Source organism: Rhodococcus sp. P4_F5, from assembly GCF_056401315.1.
Genome location: NZ_JBFUJP010000037.1, coordinates 13,425 through 29,034, shown reverse-complemented (window position 1 = coordinate 29,034; position 15,610 = coordinate 13,425). Strand labels below are relative to the sequence as shown.

15 protein-coding genes, 2 tRNA genes and 1 pseudogene are annotated in these 15,610 nt (G+C 66.8%); 16 read left to right on the top strand and 2 right to left on the bottom strand.

Annotated elements, in window-relative coordinates; all coding sequences use genetic code 11:
• Positions 1–178 precede the first annotated feature (178 nt).
• From AC1DU4_RS15980 to AC1DU4_RS15970, 3 genes are all read left to right on the top strand, one after another.
• The gene (locus tag AC1DU4_RS15980; RefSeq protein WP_477841392.1) at positions 179–481 is read left to right on the top strand and encodes a hypothetical protein; all 303 of its coding nucleotides are present in this window, start codon (positions 179–181) and stop codon (positions 479–481) included.
• Positions 482–593: 112 nt separating this feature from the next.
• A complete protein-coding gene (locus AC1DU4_RS15975) occupies positions 594–1,112 on the top strand; it encodes a GtrA family protein (protein ID WP_477841413.1) in 519 nt (172 codons plus the stop codon).
• Between the two features lie 85 nt (positions 1,113–1,197).
• Positions 1,198–2,604, top strand: a complete 1,407-nt coding sequence (locus AC1DU4_RS15970; protein WP_477841391.1) for an outer membrane protein assembly factor BamB family protein — start codon at positions 1,198–1,200, stop codon at positions 2,602–2,604.
• A gap of 30 nt (positions 2,605–2,634) precedes the next feature.
• Here the strand turns inward: AC1DU4_RS15970 and AC1DU4_RS15965 are convergent, their stop codons facing one another.
• Entirely contained in the window at positions 2,635–2,937 is a 303-nt protein-coding gene (locus AC1DU4_RS15965; protein WP_477841390.1) for a hypothetical protein, read from the bottom strand.
• A 137-nt stretch (positions 2,938–3,074) separates the two neighbouring features.
• On the opposite strand from AC1DU4_RS15965, the gene AC1DU4_RS15960 reads away from it, so the two are divergent.
• On the top strand, positions 3,075–3,437 hold the full coding sequence (locus tag AC1DU4_RS15960; RefSeq protein WP_477841389.1) for a PadR family transcriptional regulator: 363 nt from the start codon (positions 3,075–3,077) through the stop codon (positions 3,435–3,437).
• On the top strand, positions 3,434–4,102 hold the full coding sequence (locus AC1DU4_RS15955; RefSeq protein WP_477841388.1) for a hypothetical protein: 669 nt from the start codon (positions 3,434–3,436) through the stop codon (positions 4,100–4,102). The genes AC1DU4_RS15960 and AC1DU4_RS15955 overlap by 4 nt, the downstream gene beginning before the upstream one ends.
• Positions 4,103–4,434: 332 nt before the next feature.
• Here AC1DU4_RS15955 and AC1DU4_RS15950 read toward each other — a convergent pair.
• Positions 4,435–4,508 (bottom strand) — tRNA-Gly (locus AC1DU4_RS15950).
• Positions 4,509–4,662: 154 nt separating this feature from the next.
• On the opposite strand from AC1DU4_RS15950, the gene AC1DU4_RS15945 reads away from it, so the two are divergent.
• The 11 genes and pseudogenes from AC1DU4_RS15945 (at position 4,663) to AC1DU4_RS15895 (ending at position 15,610) form a co-directional block, all read left to right on the top strand.
• Positions 4,663–4,739: transfer RNA gene (locus tag AC1DU4_RS15945), tRNA-Pro, on the top strand.
• A 79-nt stretch (positions 4,740–4,818) separates the two neighbouring features.
• Positions 4,819–6,183 carry a trigger factor gene (tig, locus tag AC1DU4_RS15940; protein WP_169888308.1) on the top strand — a complete coding sequence of 455 codons (1,365 nt, stop codon included), beginning with the start codon at positions 4,819–4,821 and terminating at the stop codon, positions 6,181–6,183.
• A 147-nt stretch (positions 6,184–6,330) separates the two neighbouring features.
• Positions 6,331–6,918, top strand: a complete 588-nt coding sequence (locus AC1DU4_RS15935; RefSeq protein WP_072844931.1) for an ATP-dependent Clp protease proteolytic subunit — start codon at positions 6,331–6,333, stop codon at positions 6,916–6,918.
• A 45-nt stretch (positions 6,919–6,963) separates the two neighbouring features.
• Positions 6,964–7,626 carry an ATP-dependent Clp protease proteolytic subunit gene (locus AC1DU4_RS15930; protein WP_477841387.1) on the top strand — a complete coding sequence of 221 codons (663 nt, stop codon included), beginning with the start codon at positions 6,964–6,966 and terminating at the stop codon, positions 7,624–7,626.
• A 219-nt stretch (positions 7,627–7,845) separates the two neighbouring features.
• Entirely contained in the window at positions 7,846–9,123 is a 1,278-nt protein-coding gene (clpX, locus tag AC1DU4_RS15925) for an ATP-dependent Clp protease ATP-binding subunit ClpX (RefSeq protein ID WP_072844933.1), read from the top strand.
• A gap of 319 nt (positions 9,124–9,442) precedes the next feature.
• Positions 9,443–10,273 carry an IclR family transcriptional regulator gene (locus tag AC1DU4_RS15920; RefSeq protein ID WP_477841386.1) on the top strand — a complete coding sequence of 277 codons (831 nt, stop codon included), beginning with the start codon at positions 9,443–9,445 and terminating at the stop codon, positions 10,271–10,273.
• A gap of 38 nt (positions 10,274–10,311) precedes the next feature.
• Entirely contained in the window at positions 10,312–10,560 is a 249-nt protein-coding gene (locus AC1DU4_RS15915; RefSeq protein ID WP_477841384.1) for a hypothetical protein, read from the top strand.
• Positions 10,561–10,643: 83 nt separating this feature from the next.
• Positions 10,644–11,897: pseudogene (locus AC1DU4_RS15910) on the top strand (cytochrome P450); the annotation flags it as partial.
• Entirely contained in the window at positions 11,880–13,010 is a 1,131-nt protein-coding gene (locus AC1DU4_RS15905; RefSeq protein ID WP_477841411.1) for a PEP/pyruvate-binding domain-containing protein, read from the top strand. The pseudogene AC1DU4_RS15910 and the gene AC1DU4_RS15905, both read left to right, overlap by 18 nt.
• A 36-nt stretch (positions 13,011–13,046) precedes the next feature.
• Entirely contained in the window at positions 13,047–14,861 is a 1,815-nt protein-coding gene (locus AC1DU4_RS15900) for a PEP-utilizing enzyme (RefSeq protein WP_477841382.1), read from the top strand.
• A complete protein-coding gene (locus AC1DU4_RS15895) occupies positions 14,861–15,610 on the top strand; it encodes an SDR family NAD(P)-dependent oxidoreductase (protein WP_477841380.1) in 750 nt (249 codons plus the stop codon). The genes AC1DU4_RS15900 and AC1DU4_RS15895 overlap by 1 nt, the downstream gene beginning before the upstream one ends.

Sequence of the window (15,610 nt, the reverse complement as noted above, 5' to 3'; positions counted from 1 at the left end):
CGCCCTCTGCCCATCCGCCGAAGCGACGGTGAATCCGTCGGCGGGGCCAACCGGGACGACAACGATGTTCCAGATTCCTGTGAGGTTCGTCGCGGGATGCTCTTTCAGTCTGCTCGAGTGCTGGGGCCTGTCGCCGTTGTCGACGATCATCCCGTCGGCCACGCCTGGTGCACCCGGAATGGTGACATTCACAGCGGAGCACTCAGCTCGGGTCTCGGCCGGCTCCATGGAGTGTGTCGACGTGTGGGTGAACTGGCGAAACCTGACCACCGCGACCGCCGGCACCACTGTTCTCCATCGTGTGGAGGTCGACTACACCCAGCCCTTCCCTCGGGATCCGTGGTGCCGGTACACGCCTGAAACGGCTGACACCGGTGGAGGCACGGTCGTCGCGACCGCCGACGTCGTCGCGTTCGGAACTCCCCCCGGCGGGTACCGGATCGTGGTCAACCCGGGGTTCGGCACAATCCAGGTCCCCTAGGGCGCGACCGTGTCTGCGTGACCGAGCGTGCAGCAGCCCCTTCCGTCTGTAGCCTGTCTCGGTGTTCCTCACTCGGTTTGTCACCGCGCGGATGCCGAATCGGCTGTTGGCGGTGTTCGTGCGCAACGCGGAGCTGTTGAAGTTCTTGACCGTGGGATCGATCGCGTTCGTCGTCACGTCGGTGCTGTTCTTCGGTTTGAAGTGGACGGTCCTCGATGGCAAGCCGGTAACCGCCAATGTCGTCGCGGTGCTGCTGGCCACCGTGCTGTCCTACGTGCTCAACCGCGAGTGGGCCTTCACTGCTCGCGGCGGTAGGGAGCGTCGGCACGAGGCAGCTCTGTTCTTCGTGGTCGCCGGTGTCGGTCTGGTGATCAACCAGCTGCCGTTGGTGGTGTCACGGTATGTGTTCGCTCTCCAGACACCGCACGTGTCGCTCATCGCGGAGAACCTGGCCGACTTCGTCAGTGCCACCATCGTCGGCACCCTCCTCGCGACGGTGTTCCGCTGGTGGGCTATGCGCAGGTTCGTCTTTCCGAATCCTGTGGCGCCGCAACCGGAATTCGACGAACCAACGCTGGAAGGGAAGGGGAACGCCGACGTTGCTGCCGCGAGCAGCCCCGAGGTCCACTGAGTCGACGATCGTACGGCTTTGCACGATGAGGATGACGATTGTCTCTCTTCCGAACATGTCGGGCCAGGTCGGTTAGCGTGTGGCGATGCGCGCAGGTGTGAGGGACCCCTGGAAGCTCGTCGTACTCGGATTGGTAATCGTGGTCGGGGTCGGGGCGCTCGTGACACTCCTTCGCGCGGAGCGTTCCCCGACCGGCGGTGAACCGCCCGCCGGCTCCGAGCGTTCCGTCGTCACCACCGCACTCGGCACCGCGCCGCAGCTCGCGTGGACGCTCGACGTCGGACGGCTCACCGACAACACCGGTGAGGTCCTGCTGGCGATGCCGTATCAGCTCGGCGCCTACTACGGCTACGGCGGAGTTCTCGACGGCGGCGACCTCGTCATCGCCGCCACCGCCCTGCCCCTCCCCGAAGCAGCGGGGGAGTCCGGTCGTCCGGTCGGTGCCGTCACACTCGTCGGCGTCAACCCGACAGACGGATCCCCGAAGTGGAAGACGCGGGTCGGCCACGTCACTCAGTGCAGTCCGACGGTGGAGGGACCGGTCATTGCGTGCTGGGAGGACCGTCGGATAGCCTTCGTGGACACCGCATCCGGGACCCTGCTGGCCGAACTCGGCACCGACTTCGACCTCAACGGCGCACAATTCAGCGGCGACACCGTCTACCTGTCGGGTTCGACGACCGACGGCGGAGCCACGACATCGGTGCTCACCAGCGGAACCGTCACCGACCTCACGGCGCATTTCCGGCGCACCTTCGACACCCTCGGCGACGCCGCCTGGATTTACGCGGTTCCTGACACCGGCACGATCATCGGCCAGGTGCGGGGCCCGGGGGATCCGCAGTACCACTTCACCGTCTTCGATCTCGACTCCGGGGCCGAACGGTTCACCTTCGAGGGCGACTCGCTCCAACCGGTCGGGGATGGCCTGTTTCTCGTCAGTCGCGGCTCCCGGTCGGGGACGGTCGGCACGCAGGACCTCCTCGCGGCCGACGGCTCACCTGTCCGCGCGATCCCCATCCCCGCGTCCGGCGCGCAGATGTACCCCAGTAAGACCTCGGAGTCGGCGCCGATGTTCTTGGGCGACGGCGCCTACGACCCTGTGACAGGCGAAGAACTGTGGCGGAGCCCAGCGCTGGTGCAGGACGGATGGGGGGCCGGCAGGGCCAGTGCCCTGGCCGCACTCGTCGGAAGCACCGCACTGGTCACCTCGCCGGACTCGAAAACCATCGCGGGCCTCGACGTGGCGACGGGCGAGCAGATGTGGCAAACACCGTGGGAAGACGCGTACTGGGTGCGAGGCGGAGTCACCGACGGCGAGTACTTCGTGTTCGGCGACTACACCGGCACACATGCGATCCGGGCGAGCGACGGGACGATCATGTGGTCGCTTCCGCTGCCGGACGGCGCCGATCCTCGGCAGGTTCAGGTGGCGAGCGCAGGGGGAAGCCTCATGACGTCGTGGCTCGACCACGTGACCATCTGGAGGTAGCTGCAGCGATTCGCCACAGGACGAGATCGTTCAGAGCACCAGCCGGGTCCAATTCCCTGCCCGGCAGTCGCTGTTGAGCGCAGTGATGTTGGCGGCCACCAGCGTTGGCGATCCGCCGTCACGGTGGTCTGTTGAGGAGCCGATCCTCGACCACGCCGCCACGCTCGTAGCCTCGTTCGAGTTCGCGCGTTCGTTGCCGAAGTTGACGATGCCGCGCCTGCAGTCGACATGGCTGACCCATGTGCCGGCCGATTGCGCTGTGGCGGAGAACTTCTCGGACGGCCGGTATCCGGAGCGGCGAGGGCTTCCACGGATGGACTGGAAGTGTTTCACCCAGGGCGGGAGATGCGGTGTGCCATGGGGATTGGCCGGCTTGACCGGGCGGACCAGTCCCCGCAATCCCGTACCCCTGAGGAAATGCCACCCCGAGTCTCTTGCTTAACAAGCTAGCTGTCGCTAGCTTGTTAAGCATGAGTGCTGTGGAGAGACGAAGCCTAGTACTTCGAGGCGTGCTGGACCTTTGCCTGCTGGCACTGCTGAGAGAGCGGCCGGTGTACGGCTACGAACTGACGGAGCGACTTGCCGAGCAAGACTTGCTCGTCTCTGGAGGATCGGCCTACCCGTTGCTGGCTCGCTTGGAGAAGGCCGGCCTCGTGGTTTCCGAGAAACGGCCGTCCCCGTCAGGGCCGCCGCGGAAGTACTACTCGCTCAGCGAGATCGGCGTGGATGCGCTTGCAAGCGGCACGTCGGAGTGGCTCGCAGTCTCCACCAGCGTCACCTCACTACTGCAGTCACCAGACCGAGCTACCAACAACGGAACGGGCGTCGCATGAACACCACAATCACGCAGGTCGGCAACAGTGAGCTCCAGGAATCCCTCAGGGGAGCGAACCGCCTCTGGCGACGCGCCGGCGTCCGTGGCCCGGACCGAAAGGCGCTGCTCTCCGAACTGGAAGCGGAAATCGGAGGCGCGCGCCAGGACGGCCACGACGCGACAGCGGTCCTGGGGGATGACAGCTCGCAGACCCTCCGGCAGTGGGCGGACGAGCGGGGACTGTGCGGTCGCGCTTTGCGGCTGGGGCTAGTCGTTCCCGCTGCCCTTCTCGGTATTTCGGCTGGCCTGGCGGTGATCCTGCTCGCTGTCTTCGCAGGGTTCTCGGGTCGTCCGACCATCGATCTGGGGCCATTCGTCCTGCCCTTGTATGCGTCGTCAGGCGTCTTTGCTTATCTGTGCGCCCTGCTGTTTGTGTGGATCGCGCTTCGTCACGATCCACAGGCATCGTCGACGGTTCGGTGGCTCTCCGTACTTCTTCCGGTGGGAGCAGCCCTGAGCATCGGGGCGGGTATGGCTATCGCATCGTGGAGGAACTTCAACCCGACCCCGACGGTCTTCACCGTGGTGATCGGAGTGGTGGTCGTCGTGCTCGGCGCGACTGCCGGCTTTGCCCGCCACCGAGGGGTCAGAGCGCAAAGCGGCACCCAGCCCGATGCGATCTGAATTCTTGCAAGGGGTGCCAACCGAAATTCGGCGGCGGCGTCACTTCGCCTCCGTGCGGCATGAGGAGTCCTCGGCGGCCGCCGGATCCGGCGCACAGCGATCCTGCCCCGGTAGCGAAATCCACTGGATTCCGGGGCTCGACCTCGGCAACAGCGCGGAATTGGCCGTCCGTAGCGCTTCGGGAGCGACGCTCGACTCAGTCTGAATGAGAATCAGACCGCAATCAGGTCAGAGATGCGCCGAATCGGCCCAGTCGAGGGGGAATCGGCCTTCGGAAACCGCCCGCGGGTCCAATAGGTGAACGATGCGAGCGCTGATGGGTGAACACCCTATGGAGGGGATGACGGGAATCGAACCCGCATCATCTGCTTGGAAGGCAGAGGCTTTACCACTAAGCTACATCCCCGCGCATACGACAACCTGGGATCGCCACTGATGTCGTCTGCGAGTCAGACTGTACATAACCTCGCTTTGTCATCGCCAATCGGGTGCCCGTAGGATTCGTTCCGGAGTCGTCGCCGCAGCGCAAGATCGCGGTCGCCGGAGCCTCGCGGACCTAACGGGGTGTAGCGCAGCTTGGTAGCGCATCCGCTTTGGGAGCGGAGGGTCGCAGGTTCAAATCCTGTCACCCCGACCAGGAACAACGACGCAACATGTGCGGTGCTGAAGATCAGTGCCGCATGGCAACTAGTAAGACCACACGAAGGAGCATGTCCGTGAAGAGCACCGTCGAGCAGCTGAGCCCGACACGGGTCCGTATCAACGTCGAGGTGCCCTTCGCGGAGCTCAAGCCTGACTTCGACAAGGCATACAAGGCCCTCGCGCAGCAGATCCGTCTCCCCGGCTTCCGTCCCGGCAAGGCTCCGGCCAAGCTGCTCGAGGCCCGCGTCGGCCGTGGTGCCGTGCTGGAGCAGGTCGTCAACGACGCACTGCCCTCGCGCTACTCCGAGGCTGTCGAGGCCGGCCAGGTCAAGGTCATCGGCCAGCCCGAGATCGAGATCACCAAGCTGGAGGACGGCGAGCAGCTGACCTTCACCGCCGAGGTGGACGTCCGCCCCGAGATCGAGCTGCCCGACTACAGCGCGCTCACCGTCACCGTCGACCCGGTCGAGATCACCGACGAGGCCGTCGACGAGCAGCTGCTCTCGCTGCGTCAGCGTTTCGGCACCCTCACCGGTGTCGAGCGGGGCGTGCAGGACGGCGACTTCGTCTCCATCGACCTCGCGGCGACCGTCGACGGCGAGGCCGTCCCGGAGGCCACCGCGAGCGGCCTGTCCCACGAGGTGGGTTCGGGTCAGCTGATCCAGGGCCTCGACGAGGCGCTCATCGGTCTGAAGGCCGGCGAGTCCAAGGAGTTCACCTCCACGCTGGTCGCCGGTGAGCACGCCGGCAAGGAGGCCGTCGTCACGGTCACCGTCGGCACCGTCAAGGAGCGCGAGCTGCCCGAGGCCGACGACGAGTTCGCCCAGCTGGCGAGCGAGTTCGACACCCTCGAGGAGCTCAAGGCAGACCTGACCGAGCGTGTCGGTCGCGTCCGCAAGGTCGAGCAGGCCGGTCAGATCCGCGACAAGGTCCTCGAGACCCTGCTCGAGACCGTCGAGGTCCCGCTGCCCGAGGCCATCGTCAAGGCCGAGGTCGACGCCGCACTGCACGACGCCGTGCACGGCCTGGACCACGACGAGGCCGCCCTCGACAAGCTGCTCGAGGAGCAGGGCAGCAGCCGCGAGGAGTTCAACAAGGACACCACCGACGCCGCCGAGCGCAGCGTCAAGACCCAGCTGCTGCTCGACGCGATCGCCGAGGCCGAGGGCACGCAGGTCGACCAGCAGGAGCTGACCGAGCGGATCATCTTCCAGGCGCAGCGCTACGGCATCTCGCCCGACCAGTTCATCCAGCAGGTCCAGCAGGCCGGTCAGCTCGGCGCGGTGTTCGCCGACGTCCGTCGCGGCAAGGCGCTGGCCTCGGTCGTCGAGAAGTTCACCGTGACCGACACCGCCGGCGAGACCGTCGACACCGCCGAGATGTTCGGCAACGGCAAGGCCGACGACTCGGCCGAGGCCGCGGAGTCCGACGAGAGCTAGGTTTCACGCCTACAGCGAACAGGGACGGCACCGGGACTCCGGGGCCGTCCCTGTTCGTTAGTGTCAGTGACAAGAACCAACGTTTCAGTTATGGAGAAGGCAGGTACCGTGACTTCACAGAACCCGGGGACTTTTCAGAGTCCCGCCATGACTTCGGCCACTTCGGGCCTGAACCTCAGCGACTCGGTGTTCGAGCGCCTGCTGCGCGAGCGCATCATCTTCCTCGGTACCCAGGTCGACGACGACATCGCCAACAAGCTCTGCGCCCAGATCCTGCTGCTCTCGGCGGAGGACCCGACGCGCGACATCTCCCTGTACATCAACTCGCCGGGCGGCTCGGTCACCGCCGGCATGGCCATCTTCGACACCATGCAGTTCGCGGAGTGCGACATCGCGACCTTCGGCATGGGCCTGGCCGCGTCGATGGGGCAGTTCCTGCTCTCGGCAGGCACCAAGGGCAAGCGCTACGCCCTGCCGCACGCGCGGATCATGATGCACCAGCCGTCGGCCGGAATCGGCGGCTCGGCCAGCGACATCGCGATCATGGCGGAGCAGTTCAAGCACACCAAGCGCGAGATGGCCGAGCTGATCGCCGAGCACACCGGTCAGACGCTCGAGCAGATCACCATCGACTCGGATCGTGACCGCTGGTTCACGGCGCAGGAAGCCCTCGACTACGGCTTCGTCGACCACGTCGTCTCCCGCGCACGCGAGGCCGGTGGCGCCGGCAACTGAGCCGGCCCGCCCCGTCCTGCGTCCACTTCATCCATTGGAGAACTGATGAGCAACCTCTTCGATCCCCGCGCTCTAGGCGGCCAGGCACCGGCCGCGCCGCAGTCCCGCTACATCCTGCCGTCGTTCATCGAGCACTCCAGCTACGGCGTCAAGGAGTCCAACCCGTACAACAAGCTGTTCGAGGAGCGCATCATCTTCCTCGGCGTGCAGGTTGACGACGCCTCCGCGAACGACGTGATGGCGCAGCTGCTGGTGCTCGAGTCGCTCGATCCCGACCGCGACATCACCATGTACATCAACTCGCCCGGTGGCTCGTTCACCTCGCTGATGGCGATCTACGACACGATGCAGTACGTGCGCGCCGACATCACCACCGTCTGCCTCGGCCAGGCGGCGTCCGCGGCCGCGGTGCTGCTGGCGGCCGGTACCCCCGGCAAGCGCCTGGCCCTGCCGAACGCCCGCGTGCTGATCCATCAGCCGTCGAGCGGCGGAATCCAGGGTCAGGTCTCGGATCTCGAGATCCAGGCCGCCGAGATCGAGCGCATGCGTCGCCTGATGGAGGACACCCTCGCCCGGCACACCGGCAAGGACGCCGAGGTGATCCGCAAGGACACCGACCGCGACAAGATCCTCACGGCCGCGCAGGCCAAGGAGTACGGAATCATCGACGACGTGCTCGAGTACCGGAAGCTTTCCGCACAGAAGTAGTCGTCCGCGCCGCCCGGACCCGTCACGGGTCCGGGCCGCGCGCCGCCGCGACAGGCGGCGCGAAACCCCGCCAAGAAGTGACCTGGTTCCCGGAGTGCGGGTACCGTCACATGAGGGGCATTCGCCCGCGGAGGGTCCGGGATTCGAGACCCGTCCGCTCGCGGAGTCCGGCGGGCTCCGTAGCTAGTGCAGCTGAGAAGGAAGTAGGGACCTGACGAGATGGCACGCATCGGTGACGGCGGCGACCTGCTGAAATGCTCTTTCTGTGGCAAGAGCCAGAAGCAAGTGAAGAAGCTCATCGCGGGGCCGGGTGTGTACATCTGCGACGAGTGCATCGACCTGTGCAACGAGATCATCGAGGAAGAGCTCGCCGAGTCGAGTGAGGTCAAGCTCGACGAGCTGCCCAAACCGGCCGAGATCCGGGACTTCCTCGAGAACTACGTGATCGGCCAGGACGCGGCCAAGCGGACCCTCGCGGTCGCGGTCTACAACCACTACAAGCGCATCCAGGCCGGGGACAAGGGCCGGGAGGTGCGGGGCGAGACCGTCGAGCTGGCGAAGTCGAACATCCTGATGTTGGGCCCCACCGGCTGCGGCAAGACGTACCTCGCGCAGACGCTGGCGAAGATGCTCAACGTCCCGTTCGCGATCGCCGATGCGACGGCGCTGACCGAGGCCGGCTACGTCGGCGAGGACGTCGAGAACATCCTGCTCAAGCTGATCCAGGCCGCCGACTACGACGTCAAGCGCGCCGAGACCGGCATCATCTACATCGACGAGGTCGACAAGATCGCCCGCAAGAGCGAGAACCCGTCGATCACCCGGGACGTGTCCGGCGAGGGTGTCCAGCAGGCGCTGCTGAAGATCCTCGAGGGCACTCAGGCCAGCGTGCCGCCGCAGGGCGGACGCAAGCACCCGCACCAGGAGTTCATCCAGATCGACACCACCAACGTGCTGTTCATCGTGGCGGGTGCGTTCGCGGGTCTCGAGAAGATCGTCTCGGACCGAGTGGGCAAGCGCGGCATCGGATTCGGCGCCGAGGTGCACTCGAAGGCGGAGCTCGACACCCAGGACCGCTTCGCCGAGGTGATGCCGGAGGACCTGATCAAGTTCGGCCTGATCCCCGAGTTCATCGGGCGTCTGCCGGTGCTGGCCTCGGTGACCAACCTCGACAAGGACTCGCTGGTCCAGATCCTGTCGGAGCCGAAGAACGCACTGGTCAAGCAGTACATGCGGCTGTTCGAGATGGACGGGGTGGAACTCGAGTTCTCCTCCGACGCGCTCGAGGCGATCGCCGACCAGGCGATCCTGCGCGGCACCGGTGCCCGTGGGCTGCGGGCCATCATGGAAGAGGTCCTGCTGCCGGTGATGTACGACATCCCGAGCCGCGACGACGTCGCCAAGGTGGTCGTCACAGCGGAGACGGTCAACGACAACGTGCTGCCGACGATCGTGCCGCGCAAGCCGGAACGCGAGCGTCGCGACAAGTCGGCGTAGTCGAACTGCCGCCGAAGGCCCCCACTCGACCGAGTGGGGGCCTTCGGTGTTCCTCCTTGCAGCCAGGCGCTCGAAGACGGCAGCAAGGCCCTGCCCGCCACCGATGCACATGGTCGCGAGGCCGTAGCGTGACTCGCGACGATCCATGGACCTGGTGCACGGGCTCCAGGCGGGTCGTCTGCTTACCGACGCTGGTCCACGGCTTCCGCGCGGGGCGCCTCGGCCAATCTGCCGGGGCGCCGTCGTCGGCGGGTCCCGACCCGCGACAGGATACCGACGGAACGGCTGACGGAGATCAGTCGACAGGACAGAGGTGACAATGGCCGGACAACCACGCGAGCCGGGGCGGACCACGACCTCCCGTGTGCTGGCGATCCTCGGGACCTTCGAATCCGCGCCGGGGCCGCTGCAGCTGACCGACATCGCGACTACTGCGGGACTGCCGCTGAGCACGGTGCACCGCCTCGTCGCCGAGCTCGAGCAGTGGGGTGCACTTCAGCGCGGTCCGGACGGGCGCTATCAGGTGGGCATCCGGCTGTGGGAGATCGGGCAGAATGCCGGCCGGCGGCTGCGCGACATCGTCCACTCGCCGCTCCAGGACCTGTTCGACCTGACGCACGAGACCGTCCACTTCGCGGTCCGGCGCGGCACCGAAGTCATCTACGTGGACCGGATCTACGGCAGCCGCCGGGTGCCGCGGATCGCGCGGGTCGGGGGCAGGCTGCCGCTGCACCCCACCGCGGTCGGGAAGGTCCTGCTCGCGCACGAGGACGACTGGTTCCGGCAGGCCTACCTCTCGACGGTCCTCGAACGGAGGTCCCGTTACACCATCACCGATTCGCGCAGGCTGGCGCGCGAACTCGAGTCCGTGCGCGAACTCGGCTATGCGCAGACGCACGAGGAGATCGCGCTGGGTCTGTGTTCGGTCGCGGTGCCGGTGCACGCCCCTCAGGGAGACGTCGTCGCGTCGCTCGGAATCGTGTTGCCGAGCGCGCGGTTCGCCGAGACTCCACGATTCCTTCCGTCGATGCGCGGCACGGCGACTCGCATCGAGAAGCTCTTCTGTGGCCTGCCGCAGTCTGTTGAACAGGCAATACGTAGCTTCTGGCTCGGACCTTCCGTTGAACGGAATCATTTGCTTGGTGAGTGACCCTCCTCAGGCCACAGTGGTGGTCATCACAAGGAGGCTTGCATGGAGAGAGACATCACGGCGGCGGGTCGGTCGCCGGCTTCGGACTGCCCGGCCGTGACGTGTACGCGTTCGGCGTCGCGCTCACCCCACACAGGTTCGCGACGGTGCAGCGCTGGTTCGGCCTCGGATCCGACCAGGCCCTGCGACCAACCGCTGCCCTGACCCAGGCACCGCTACGCCGAGCCGGCCCGAGCGATGGCGTGAGCCTCGCTGGGATCGCCTCGATCGACCTCTCCCCGCAGTGACGTGCCATCGAAAAGGCTGTCCTGCAATGACTTTCGGCACGTCCACCGAACGTGCCGTACCCGACCCGATTCCAGGAGTTCCCATGTCTGCCCCGACCGATCATGAGCCCGCCGTCGGTTGCCCCGTCGCTCACCACGGCTACGAGCCGTTCTCGATGACCGACCCGTTCCCCGCCTACACCCAGCTGCGCGCCGACGAACCGGTGATGTACGACGAGCGGATCGACTGCTGGGTGGTCACCCGGTACGAGGACGTCAAGGCGGTCTTCGACGACTGGGAGACCTTCAGCAGTGAGAACGCCCAGGCGCCTGTCCGAGAGCGCGGGCCGCAGGCACGAAAGATCATGGAGGACGGCGGATTCACCGCGTACTCCGGTCTGTCGGCGCGGATTCCCCCGGAGCACACCCGGATCCGCAAGGTGGTGTCGAAGGCGTTCACCCCGCGCCGGTACAAGGCCCTCGAACCGTTCATCCGCGACAACGTCGACACCCAGTTGCGGGCGATGCTCGCACGACCGGAGGGGCGCGGTGACCTGCTGCGGGACCTCGCCTACGAGGTGCCGACCGTCACCATCCTGACGCTGATCGGCGCGGACACGGGCAAGGTGGACACCTTCAAGCGGTGGTCCGACTCGCGGGCCGCGATGACGTGGGGCGACCTGACGGACGAGGAGCAGATCCCGCACGCGCACAACCTCGTCGAGTACTGGCAGGAGTGCTTGCGGCTCGTGGCGCAGGCGCACGCGGACGGCGGTGACAGCCTGGTCGCGGACCTGGTGCGTGCGCAGCAGGACGGAGATCCGATCAGCGATCACGAGATCGCGTCGGTCTGCTACAGCCTGCTGTTCGCCGGCCACGAGACCACGACGACGCTGATCTCCAACACGCTGCGCCTGCTGCTCACACACCGCGACCAGTGGGAGGCGCTCGCGGCGGACCCGAAGCGAATCCCCGCCGCCATCGACGAGGTGCTGCGGTTCAGCCCCTCCATCGTCGGGTGGCGACGGAAGGCGCTGCGGAACAGCGAGATCGGCGGGACCGCGATCCCCGAGGGCGCGAACGTGCTGCTGTTGATGGGGTCCGCGAACCGGGACGACGCCCGTTTCGAGGACCCGGAGGTCTTCGACATCTCCCGCGGCAACGCACGTGAGCACCTGGCGTTCGGCTTCGGCATCCACTACTGCCTCGGCAACATGCTCGCCAAGCTGCAGGCGCGGATCGCGGTGGAGCAGGTGCTGACGCTGGCCCCGGACCTCGAGCTTGTCGATCCCGAGGCGATCACATTCGGCGACAACCTGTCGTTCCGGGTGCCCGCCGCGGTGCCGGTTCGGTGGGACGGAGCGGACGAGCGTCCCTACATCCAGTTCTTCGACGACGACACCGCGCCGCGGCACGAGTTGCTCGGCGGCAAGTGCGCATCGCTGGTGTCGATGACTCAGGCCGGCATGCCGGTCCCACCCGGGTTCGCGGTCACCACCGCACTGTACGACGACTTCGTCGCCGAATCCGGTATCGCCGACGGTATCGCGCGACTGCTGGCGGATCTCGACCCGGACGACGTCGCGCAGGTGGACGCGGTCTCGGCCCGGATCCGCGACGCGATCACCTCGCGACCGGTCCCGGACCGTCTGCGACAGTCGACGATCGAGGCCTACGAGCGCCTGCAGTCGCATTTCGACGAGCCGGTTCCGGTGGCGGTGCGGTCCTCCGCGACGGCCGAGGACCTGCCCGACGCGAGCTTCGCCGGCCAGCAGGACACCTACCTGTGGTTGACCGACCGCGAGTCGGTGGCCGAGCACATCCGCCGGTGCTGGGCGTCGCTGTACACGAGCCGCGCGATCACCTACCGCCTGAAGAACAACATCCCGAACGAGGGCCTGTCGATGGCGGTCGCCGTGCAGAAGATGGTCAACGCCAAGGTCGCCGGTGTCGCGATGACCCTCGACCCCACCAACGGCGACCGGTCGAAGATCGTCGTCGACGCCTCCTACGGCGTGGGGGAGATGGTGGTCTCCGGTCTGGTCACCCCGGACAACATCGTCCTGGACAAGGTGATGCTCACCGTGGTGGCCGAGACGGTCGGCGCCAAGCACGCCGAACTGATCCCGGATGCCCAGTCCCACAGTCTTGTCGAGCGGGAGGTGGATCCGCCGCGCCGTGAGTGCCGGTGCATGTCCGATGCCGACCTGCGGGCGGTGGCGACGATCGCCAAGCGCGCCGAGAAGCACTACGGGTGCCCGCAGGACATCGAATGGGCCCTCGACGCGGACCTGCCCGACGGCGAGAACCTGCTGCTGCTGCAGTCCCGCCCGGAGACGGTCTGGTCGTCGAAGCCCGCCGCGTCCGCTGCGTCGACGACCCCGCCCACGGACGCTCCGGCGAAGCCGCGAACCGGCTTGGTCATGTCCGGTATCACCAAGTCGATGGCTCGCCCCCACCCTCACCGCTGACCCACGCCCTATCCCACGAACCCTGAGGAACATCCCATGTCGATGAAGTCCTTCCCCAGCCCCTTCGACCTCGAGACGCCCGAGGGCGCCCAGGGGTGGCAGGAGCTGTACCCGTACAACATGGTCTTCCAGGACAGCCTGAAGGAGGCCGAGGACAAGAAGTTCTGGTTCTGCGACAGTCAGCACTGGCCGACGGTGTTCAAGCCGTTCGAGACCATCGGTGGCGAGTTCGCCGTCAAGTGCCTGGGCCAGTACAACACTCGGCACCTGTTGATCCCGAACTCGAACGGCATCGAGTTCCGCATTCATCTGGGCTACCTGTACATGTCGCCGATCCCGGCGCCCGAGGAGGAGTTCGAGGCGCGGGTACCGCATTTCGAGGAGCGGGCGGCGTACTACTACCAGAACTGGGAGCGGCTGCTCGAGGAGTGGCACAAGAAGGTGCGCACCACCATCGACGAGATGGACGGGCTGGAGTTCGCGAAGCTGCCCGACATGGTGCCGATGGAGGACATCACGTCCGGCAAGGCGAAGGACGGCAGCGAGGTGCTGCTGGAGAACTTCGACCGGCTGATCCAGCTGTGCTACCAGAACTGGCAGTACCACTTCGAGTTCCTCAACCTCGGGTACATCGCGTATCTCGACTTCTTCGGCTTCTGCAAGGAGGTGTTCCCGAACATCCCGGATCAGGCGATCGCAATGATGGTGCAGGGCGTGGACATGGAGCTGTTCCGGCCCGACGACGAGCTGAAGACGCTGGCGACGCTGGCCGTCGAGCTCGGTCTGGACGGGTTGTTCGACGACCCGAGCGAGGTCGACGGCACCCTCGGCCGGATCGCGGCCGCGGCGGACGGCGAGAAGTGGCTCGCCGCCTACCGGGCCGCGCAGGACCCGTGGTTCAACTTCACTGTCGGCAACGGCTTCTACGGCCACGACAAGTACTGGATCGAGCACCAGGACATCCCCCTCGCCTACATCGCCGACTACATTCGTCGGCTGCTGGCCGGGCAGGACATCATGCGGCCGGTCGAGCAGCTGGCGGCGGAGCGGGTCCGAGTCGCCGCCGAGTACCGCGACCTGCTGAGCGGCGAGGACCAGGACACGTTCGACGCCAAGCTCGAATTGGCGCGCACCGCATACCCGTACGTGGAGAACCACAACTTCTACATCGAGCACTGGACGATGGGAGTGTTCTGGCGCAAGGTCCGCGAGCTGTCGCGGATGATGCACGAGGAGGGCTTCTGGGAGCAGCCGGACGACCTGCTGTACCTGAGCCGCGGTGAGGTCCGCGAGGCGCTGTTCGACCTCGCCACAGGCTGGGGCGTGGGCGCGGCCCCGATCGGTCCGAGCTACTGGCCCCGGGAGATCGAGCGCCGCCGCGGGATCGTCGACGCGCTGAAGTCGCGGCGACCCGAGCCGGCGCTGAACACGCCGCCGGAGTTCATCACCGAACCGTTCACCAGCATGCTGTACGGGATCACCACCGAGCAGGTGCAGCAGTGGCTCAGCGACGACGAGGACACCTCCGGCGGGTTGCGCGGCATGGCCGCCTCGCCCGGTGTCGTCGAAGGCGTCGCCCGCGTGGTGACCAGCGCGGACGAGCTGTCCGAGGTCCAGGAGGGCGAGATCCTCGTCGCGCCGATCACCGCCCCGTCCTGGGGGCCGATCTTCGGCAAGATCAGGGCGACGGTCACCGACATCGGAGGCATGATGAGCCACGCCGCGATCGTCTGCCGCGAGTACGGGCTGCCCGCCGTCACCGGCACCGGCTCGGCGTCGACGCAGATCGTGACCGGTCAGCTACTGCGCGTCGACGGCGGCACCGGCGTCGTCACGATCCTGGAGTCGTGATGGCGAACGACGTGAGGACCGTGTTGATCACCGGCGCAGCAGGCGGATTGGGGCGGGCGTTCGCCCTGGGCTTCGCGGAGCGGGGATACCGGGTGGCGGTCGCGGACATCGACGGCGCCGGCGCGAGGGAGACGGCCGGCCTGGTCGCCGACCGCGGCGCGGACGCCGTCGCGGTGACCGTCGACGTCACCTCGGTCGAGTCCACGGACGAGATGGCGTCGGAGGTCGCCGAGTTCGGCGGCGGCGGGATCGACGTTCTCGTCAACAACGCCGCCATCTACGCCGCGGTGACCCGCAGTCCGTTCGAGCAGATCGACCCGGCCGAATGGGACCGGGTGATGGCGGTGAACCTCAAGGGGCCGTGGATGTGTGCGCGAGCGTGCAGTCCGTACCTGCGCGAGGGCGGGGCCGTCGTCAACGTCTCGTCGGCGACCATCCTCAGCGGTTCGGAGCAGTGGATGCACTACGTCGCCTCGAAGGGCGGGGTGGTCGCGCTGACGCGGGTGATGGCCAAGGAACTCGGCCGCCGGTCGATCACCGTCAACGTCATCGCCCCCGGCTTCACCCTCACCGAGGCCAGCCACGGCCTGATCGAGGGCGCCGAGAACTACGGCGTCGACCGGGGCGCACTGAAGCGCGCGAGCCAGCCGGACGACATCGTCGGTGCCGCACTGTTTCTCGCCGGTCCCGACAGCAAGTACATCACCGGGCAGACCGTCGTCGTCGACGGCGGACGCCAGTTCATCTAG